The organism is Collinsella sp. SGI.180, assembly GCF_050313455.1.
Classification (GTDB): domain Bacteria; phylum Actinomycetota; class Coriobacteriia; order Coriobacteriales; family Coriobacteriaceae; genus Collinsella.
Window position 1 is genome coordinate 1 of sequence record NZ_JBNPLL010000030.1, and the last position, 8,030, is coordinate 8,030.

At 40.2% G+C, this 8,030-nt stretch carries 8 protein-coding genes; 7 read left to right on the top strand and 1 reads right to left on the bottom strand.

Annotated elements, in window-relative coordinates:
* Positions 1-646 (top strand): glucosaminidase domain-containing protein (locus tag ACQRAP_RS08420; protein ID WP_427795380.1); only part of this gene is annotated, 646 nt, incomplete at its 5' end.
* An 80-nt stretch (positions 647-726) separates the two neighbouring features.
* Here ACQRAP_RS08420 and ACQRAP_RS08425 read toward each other — a convergent pair.
* The gene (locus ACQRAP_RS08425; protein ID WP_427795381.1) at positions 727-1,659 is read right to left on the bottom strand and encodes a glycosyltransferase family 2 protein; all 933 of its coding nucleotides are present in this window, start codon (positions 1,657-1,659) and stop codon (positions 727-729) included.
* A gap of 269 nt (positions 1,660-1,928) precedes the next feature.
* On the opposite strand from ACQRAP_RS08425, the gene ACQRAP_RS08430 reads away from it, so the two are divergent.
* From ACQRAP_RS08430 to ACQRAP_RS08455, 6 genes are all read left to right on the top strand, one after another.
* Positions 1,929-2,834 (top strand): glycosyltransferase, encoded by a 906-nt coding sequence (locus tag ACQRAP_RS08430; RefSeq protein ID WP_427795382.1) that lies wholly within the window; start codon positions 1,929-1,931, stop codon positions 2,832-2,834.
* A gap of 119 nt (positions 2,835-2,953) precedes the next feature.
* Positions 2,954-3,898: an NAD-dependent epimerase/dehydratase family protein gene (locus ACQRAP_RS08435; protein ID WP_427795383.1), complete on the top strand. Its 945-nt coding sequence runs from the start codon at positions 2,954-2,956 to the stop codon at positions 3,896-3,898.
* Positions 3,891-4,787, top strand: a complete 897-nt coding sequence (locus ACQRAP_RS08440; RefSeq protein WP_427795384.1) for a glycosyltransferase family 2 protein — start codon at positions 3,891-3,893, stop codon at positions 4,785-4,787. Before ACQRAP_RS08435 ends, ACQRAP_RS08440 begins: the two co-directional genes overlap by 8 nt.
* Before the next feature lie 18 nt (positions 4,788-4,805).
* Positions 4,806-5,777 carry a glycosyltransferase family 92 protein gene (locus ACQRAP_RS08445; protein ID WP_427795385.1) on the top strand — a complete coding sequence of 324 codons (972 nt, stop codon included), beginning with the start codon at positions 4,806-4,808 and terminating at the stop codon, positions 5,775-5,777.
* A gap of 16 nt (positions 5,778-5,793) precedes the next feature.
* The gene (locus ACQRAP_RS08450; RefSeq protein ID WP_427795386.1) at positions 5,794-7,242 is read left to right on the top strand and encodes a lipopolysaccharide biosynthesis protein; all 1,449 of its coding nucleotides are present in this window, start codon (positions 5,794-5,796) and stop codon (positions 7,240-7,242) included.
* A 12-nt stretch (positions 7,243-7,254) separates the two neighbouring features.
* Positions 7,255-7,857 (top strand): CatB-related O-acetyltransferase, encoded by a 603-nt coding sequence (locus tag ACQRAP_RS08455; protein WP_427795387.1) that lies wholly within the window; start codon positions 7,255-7,257, stop codon positions 7,855-7,857.
* Positions 7,858-8,030: the final 173 nt, after the last annotated feature.

Below are 8,030 nucleotides of genomic sequence, written 5' to 3' on the forward strand. Positions count from 1 at the left end.
TTATGGCTATAAAAGTAGATATCTTGATTTACGCAGGGCATATAGCAATAGCCTTAAACCTTATTACCTTCACTTCGTCAAGTTCGGCAAAATAGAAGGTCGAAATGGTTCAAGCATGGCTGGATTTGAGGGCTATATCATGTCGCCCAGCTTTTCATCATATTCAAACGCTGTGGCCCATTATATGAGTGTCGTTGGGCGTGATGCCTATCCGGCTACCGTGTATGAAAGCAGGGGGGCCTGTTCCATCGATGATTTCATAAAAATTCTCTATGAGGAGTCGCTTTCGGAGGGTGTTTGCCCGGAGGTTGTATATGCTCAGGTAATGAAAGAAACTGGATATCTAAGATTTGGTAATTTGGTGCAGGCTGAACAGTGCAATTTTGCCGGTATTGGAGCAACTGGCCCCGGGCATCCTGGTTACACGTTTTCTGACGTTCGAGAGGGACTAAGAGCTCAAGTTCAACATCTGAAAGCGTACGCCTGTGTTGAACCCCTGAATAACCCCTGTGTTGATCCGCGTTTTGCTTTAGTTTCTCGCGGCTGCGCTCCAAAGACCACTGATCTTAACGGTCGTTGGGCTGTTCCGGGCGAGGGTTATGGTGAGAGCCTTAATAGTATCGTGATGTCTGTTGTGAATAGCTAGATTTGCCACATTAGGGGGGCACCGGAGTCTGCGATGCCCCCCTAATTTACTTGTCAAGCAGGTTCCATTGCTTCTTTAGATTAGACAATGAATCGAATGATCATTCCAAGATTACCTAGCCAATCATCTCTCCAAGCATTGGCTTTCGTTAGACAAGGAATAACTTGAAACGCGTTTGCATCCCTTAGTTGTAGATAGGAGATAATTTGTCGTCTATTTTCTCCAACAAGTTGTTCGTTGTAGCAGTTATAAAACTCTGAAGCCTGTTCAATCGTTAACATCATACGGTCATGCATGAGTTTTAGGGACAATAATGCAGTTATTATCGACCGTTTTTCTGCTCCAACAGAGTTGTCGCCATGCTGTCTATAGGAAATGGTTGCTTTCGGAATATAGTAAACGTACCCAAAAGCGGATGCGATTAGAGATAGCCACCAATCATGCATAATGATTTTATCAATATTGACACTTCTTGTGGCAATTCGTCTAAGTTCACGATTAATCATCATTGTGCATCCCGTAACGAGGCAGGATGAAAGAAAGTAGCCGAAATCTCTCTTGCTGGATTTCATGCCACTCATTCTAAGGAATGACGGGTGTAATAAACCTAGGTTAGAGTCGACTACGCGTAAGTCGGTAGATACCAAAATCGGTTTATGCGGGTGATGTTTTTCTGCTTGAAGCATTTCGTTGAGGGTTATTTCAATTTTATCTTTATCCCAAATATCGTCCTGATCGCAGTACATAACGTAGTCTGATGTTGCAATCTCGGTCAATGCCATGAAGTGTTTTTTTGCGCTACCGTATTGTTTGGCATCTAAAACCATCCGTATGCGATGATCTTCGTCAATCGCGTTTTTAATGATATCTAATGATCCATCGGTAGACCCATCATCCGATATCAATAACTCCCAGTTTGAATAAGTTTGGGATTGGATAGATTTGATTTGATCAGATAAATAAGATTCTCCATTAAATACTGCCATTAAAATCTGAATTTTTGGGCGGTCCATTGTTTTCTCCTGTTTCGGGCAACGCTCGAATAATCATGTCTGATAATTAACTGTAAGTATAAGCAAGTAATTGAGTGCTTTTATAACGAAAGGAAATCAATGGACGGCATACATTGCTGTCAGTCAGATATTTGAAGACCTTGCATTCAGGTTCTTAGCATTGACTGTATATAATAAGGCCGTTTGTAGCTCGCTTTAATTTCGATCTAACGAGATACCAATCTATTAGCTATTGAAATACTGCCCGTCATTTTACTTGGTAGGTGAATATGTCTCACAATCCTAAGGTCGCCGTTGTTCTTTCTTCCTATAATGGAGCACCGCATATAGAAGAACAAATAGAGTCCGTTTTAATGCAGACCTATCCTAATCTACATTTATACATTAGAGATGATGGTTCAAGTGACGGTACTTCGTCTATATTGGCGCGTTTCAAAGACGATCCTCGTGTGACGTGCGTGCTTGGTCAGAACGAGGGGGTTGTTCAATCTTTTTTCCATATCTCTGAAATTGCGGCGAATGATTGTGACTATCTGGCTTTTTGTGATCAAGACGATCATTGGTTTTCCGATAAAATCAGTCGAGCGGTATCTAAAATCAAAAGTGTTGAACGAAGCGGGCTTCCGGTTGCTTATTGTTCGGAGTATTTTTTCTGTGATGGAAATCTAAATCGAGTTAATAAGTCTCATTTGAATAATGGAAGAATCGATTTCGAAAGATGTCTTTTTGAAAATAAAGTTTCTGGTAACACGTTGGTAATTAATCGTCCGCTCATCAATAAGTATTTATCTTCTGGATGTAAAGATGTTTCTTGGCATGATTGGTGGATTGCTTTAATCGCTTACGCGCTTGGCGATGTTGTTTTTGATGACTATTGTTCTCTCGATTATCGTCGTACCGGTGACAATGTGAGCCCTACAGGGTCGGGATTTTTTTCTCTCTTGAATTATCGGTTGAGCTATTTTTTTAAGTCGGGATATTTGAATAACGTTACAGCGCAATTAAATAAGCTTCTCCATTTGTACGGTTCAGATTTGGATCATGACAAACTTGAGATGCTTAAGGTGTTTACCGGTCATTCAGTATGGCGTAAAGCGTTTATGCGGGGACGGCTTCGTGAAAAAATTTCCGAGGAGCTTTCTTTGCGAATGTTGTTTCTGTTTGGTTGTTTATAGGCAAATGGCTAGATGTCTTGCATAAAATTATGTGTTTACATTTGCCCTGTTTTATTTGCTGCTATGCGCTTTAACATAGTTAAACGCATATTGGTTTTAGCTTGCTCTGGAGGTCTTAATTGAAATTTTTGGTTTTAGGTGCCTCTGGCTTTATCGGAAAAAACCTCGTTAGATCTCTGGCGTTAGAGCAGGACAACACAGTGGTTGCTTTTTCTCGAAAAGGGCAGGTTGAGTTTGCTGATAGAAATAACATCTCGGTTGTCAACGGGGATTTCTTAAAACTCTCTAGTCCTTGGAAGCTTCTAGAGGGCGTAGATGTTGTTTATTATCTCATTGCTACTTCAAAACCTTCGTGTACAAATTTGGACATCGCTGCTGAAATGACCGATTTGGTTCGACCAACTGATGTTTTTTTGAGAGCGTGCGTAGACCAGGGTGTCTCCAAGGTTATATTTATTTCATCTGGTGGAACTGTTTACGGGAAAGACCAGACTCCGCCTTTTAATGAACTTATGCGTGAACAGCCGATTAATGCCTACGGCATCCAAAAGGTTCAAATTGAAAAAATGTTGTATTTATATAACTATTTATATGGCTTGGATTACAACATAGTTAGGCTTGCAAATCCGTTTGGCCCTGGACAAGATCCTGCGGGAAACCTCGGAGTTGTTACCACTTTTATCTATAAGGCTATTACTGGTGAAGAGGCGATTGTTTATGGAAATGGTGACATTGTAAGAGATTATATATACATCGATGATGTTATTCGTTCATTACGAAAACTTGAGCTATATAGTGGCGAGTATCGACTTTTCAATCTTGGGTCGGGTTCACCTCGCAGCATCATTGATATTATTCAGTCAATTGAACATGCTCTGTCAACTAGGTTAAGTATCAAATATGTTGATGGGCGTAAATCTGATGTTCCAGTTAATTATTTGGACGTGAGTCGATTTACAAGTTGTTTTGGTTATCCGGCTTCGACCAGTTTCGAAAAAGGGATTTCGCTCACGGCCGAATACTTAAGAAATCAAACTGTGAAGCAAGGTGGATTGTATGAGTAAACTTCTATCCCTTTGCATCCCCACTAATGGCATTGACGAAGTTTTTGATGTGCTGGACAGTATTTATTGCCAAGGAATTTCTGAAGATCTATATGAGGTCGTTGTGACCGATAACGGTGCTGATTTCCAGTTTTTTCAAAAAATGAATGAGTTTGTATCTCAGCACTCTAACTGCATATATGCACGTACTTCAGCTGTATTGTTTGCCAACCAGATTGAATGTTTTGATAGGGCGACAGCACCATTAATAAAGTTTATTAACCATAGAATGGTTTTGATGCCTGGGTCTTTGGCCAAGTTTATTCAATTTGCAAATGATAACTTGGAAGAAAAACCTGTAATTTACTATGCAAATGGTTCATTAGAAACTAATGAATTAGTTGAGCTTTCTTCATTTGACAGTTTTGTTAAGACATTGGGCTATCAATCGTCTTGGTCGGGCGGTCTATGTATTTGGAAAGACCATTATGCTAAGACTGATTTATCGGCCGGCGTTAATCGTTTATTCCCCCATTGCGACATTTTGTTTTCTCAACGAGATTCCTCCAGTTACTTCATTGATAACAGGAGGTATCTTGATGAGTTGTCATCGGGTCATTCCAAAAAGGGATCGTATGATCTGTTTGAGGCTTTTGCCGTTGAATATCCTTCCATCATTCTTGATTTGTATCGCGATGGGGATATTTCTTCTGAGACTCTGTTAAGTGTTTTAGATGCGAACCTTAGCTTTATAGCGACTTTGGTATTTAAGTTTTTAGTATTGAAAGAACCGTGTTCGTATGATCTATCTCGTTTTTCAGATACTGTAGTGGTTTTTTACTCGAAGAAGCGAATCTATGAAAGGATTATAGGTCTTTCATTTAAAAAGGTATTTGGATTTCTGGAATAGACTAGTTTGGAAAATTGAATGTATAAAACTGTAAACGATAGAGTTTTTGAATTTGACAGCCCTAAGCCTATTGGTCCTGCGAGATGGGCGTACGAGGCATATGGTGCCATTTCATCATTCGTGTGGAGTGTCCGTTATCATTTGACTCGCGTATCTATTACGAATAAAAAATACTATGTCTCAATTTGTGCGATATTTAAAAATGAAGCAAGGTATCTCAGAGAGTGGATTGAGTTTCATCGCATTGTTGGCGTAGATCATTTTTATCTATACAACAATAACTCCGAGGATGACTATGAGTCTGTTTTAGATCCATATATTAATTCTGGTATAGTCACACTTGTGTCTTGGCCAAAACAGCAGGCTCAAATGGAGGCATATAGGAACTGCATTTCTTCCTTTAGTGAGGAAACTAATTGGCTGGGGTTTATTGATATCGATGAATTTGTTGTGCCGGTCGATACTAACTCAATTGGCGATTTCTTGCGCCCTTTTCAATCTTCGTACGGTAGCGTTTTGATTTACTGGCGTTTATTCGGTTCTTCTGGACAGATGGATCGCAATAGTGGGGGACTTGTTGTCGAAGACTTTGTAAGCTCTTGGGAACGTTATTGTGATATCGGAAAGTGCTTTATGAATACCGCTTTCGAGCTTGCTGACAATCAGTCTGTTAACGCCTGTCTTCATCATCTTCTGTGGACAAAGAAGGGCCGGGCGGCGCGACCTCCCGTTAATCCTTACGCATACCCTTGCGCTCATCGGTTCAATTTTGCGCCAGTACGGAAAATGCCGATTCAGATAAATCATTATTTCACAAAAAGCTATCTAGAATACTGTGATAAATGCTCAAAGGGAGATGTCTACTTTAAAGAAAATCCTCATGATGTCGAGTATTTTTTTAGACATGAAATGAAGTGCACTTCAGTGGATTATTCAGCGTATAAGTATTTACTTAAATTAAAACTCGCACTTTCCTTAAATAAAAACTAGTTTGGTGAGCGGTGGTATGGCGGAAATTAGAAAAAGCACTATAGTCAGCGGATTGTTATGGAAGTTCGCCGAACGTATTCTCGCACAACTTGTTGGTTTTGCGCTTTCAATCGTTCTCGCTCGAATTCTTGATCCAAGTGCATACGGCTTGATTGCGATCGTCAACGTATTTACTGCAATTACAAGTGTGTTTGTAACAAGTGGGTTTTCAACTTCCTTGATTCAGTCTCAGCGAGTTGATGAAATGGACTTCTGCTCAATTTTTTGGGCGGCGATGTTCGTTTCTTCAATAATCTATGCTGGTATGTTTTTCATATCACCCTGCATAGCTTCTTTTTATAAAGAACCTTGCCTTACTCCTATTATTCGCGTTTGTTCTTTGATTCTTTTTATTGGAGCATTTAATTCCATACAGGGTGCTTATGTTTCTAGGCATATGCAGTTTCGTTTATTTTTCTTTGCATCCTTGTTTGGTTCACTTGGATCTGGTGCCATTGGGATTGTTATGGCTATTTTGGGTTGCGGGGTTTGGTCGCTTGTTGCTCAAAGCTTGGCTAATTCATTGATCAATACAGCTGTCTTATTTTTCTTTGTTCCATGGAAACCTCGACTTTTGTTTTCCATAGATTCGGCTAAGAATCTCATGAGTTATGGGTGGAAAATTCTTGCTAGCGATTTATTTGGCACTATATATAACAACTTAAGAACATTGATATTGGGCAAAGTTTATACCACGAGTGACCTTGCATTTTATTCTAGAGGACAATCTTTTCCGGATCTGCTCAGTACTAACATTTCTTCGACTTTGTCTGCGGTGCTTTTTCCTGCACTTTCAAAAATATCGGATGATATGGATTCGATGAAGATTGCGTTCGGTCGCATTTTAAAATGCGTTTCGTTTGCTGTCTTCCCAATTATGACGATGTTGATAGTTGTGGCTCGACCGCTTGTTGTGGTATTGCTGACGGATAAATGGATAGACTGCGTTCCGTTCATTCAGATAATTGCCGTTGCAAGAATGATGGACATCGTGCCATCTCAGAATTTACAAGTTATCAGAGCTCTTGGAAGAAGTGATATAGCTCTTAAACTTGAGTTTATTAAGAAACCGCTTTGTCTTATTGTTACTCTTGTTTCTTGTATGTTCGGAATTGAGGCCGTTGCATTTTCATGGGTTGTCTGTGCATTCATTGAAGTTCTTGTCGACGTATATCCAAATAGACTTTTGATTGGGTACGGCTATCGTGCGCAGACGACCGATTGCCTTCCTGCTTTATCCTTGTCCCTCGTAATGGGTGCTTCGATGCTTCTTATCGGACTTATGTCGCTTTCGCCATTCTGTCTTCTGCTTTTGGAGGTCATAGTTGGCGCGGTAGTTTACTTGGGACTTTCTTATGCATTTCGCTTAAGTGCATTTCTTGAATTATTAACCGTCCTTCGGGGCGCGTTGGGGCGACTTGAATAAAAGGAAATATCAATGTTTGATTTTTTAAAGCGTATTTATTGGCGCTTAATTAATTTGAACAATCACACCTCCATGAGGCGCATCCCTAGGTCATTTCAGAATATTAAAGTTGGGAACTATTCATATGGCCCCATTGATGTTCTGTCTTCTTCCGAAAGGCCCAGATTGTCTATTGGTAGCTTCTGTTCAATTGCAGAGGGGGTTACATTTGTTATCCAAAGCGATCATCATTTAAATCATTTGTCAACATTTCCTTTTAAGGCTGTTGCTTTGAAGAGGCCGATAGTTGAGGCTGTTGGCAAGGGCGGCATCACTGTTGAAGATGATGTATGGATTGGCTTTGGTTGTACCATTTTAGACGGTGTGACCTTGCGACGTGGTACAGTTGTTGCTGCCGGAGCGGTTGTGGTAAAAGACACTCCTCCTTATTCGATTGTTGGTGGCATCCCCGCTAAGGTTATTAAGTATCGATTCGATAAAAACACTATAAAGAATCTTCTAAACATTGATTTCACGCGTCTTACGCGTGCTGAAATTGAAAATCATATCGATTCCCTTTATCAACCGCTCGATTGCGACGATTCACTAGGGGAGTTCTCTTTCCTTCTTAAATAAGCGTTCATTTGACATCTTTATGATCTTTCCAACATTGAATGATCGAGTTGCAATTTGATGGGAACCCTGCTTTGGAGGTAGATAGGGCAGCGTCTCTCTTTCAACTTGGGTTGCTCGCTTTTCACTTGAATGAGCCTAAGATTGAATTATTTTTACCGCATATCGGTTTTTGT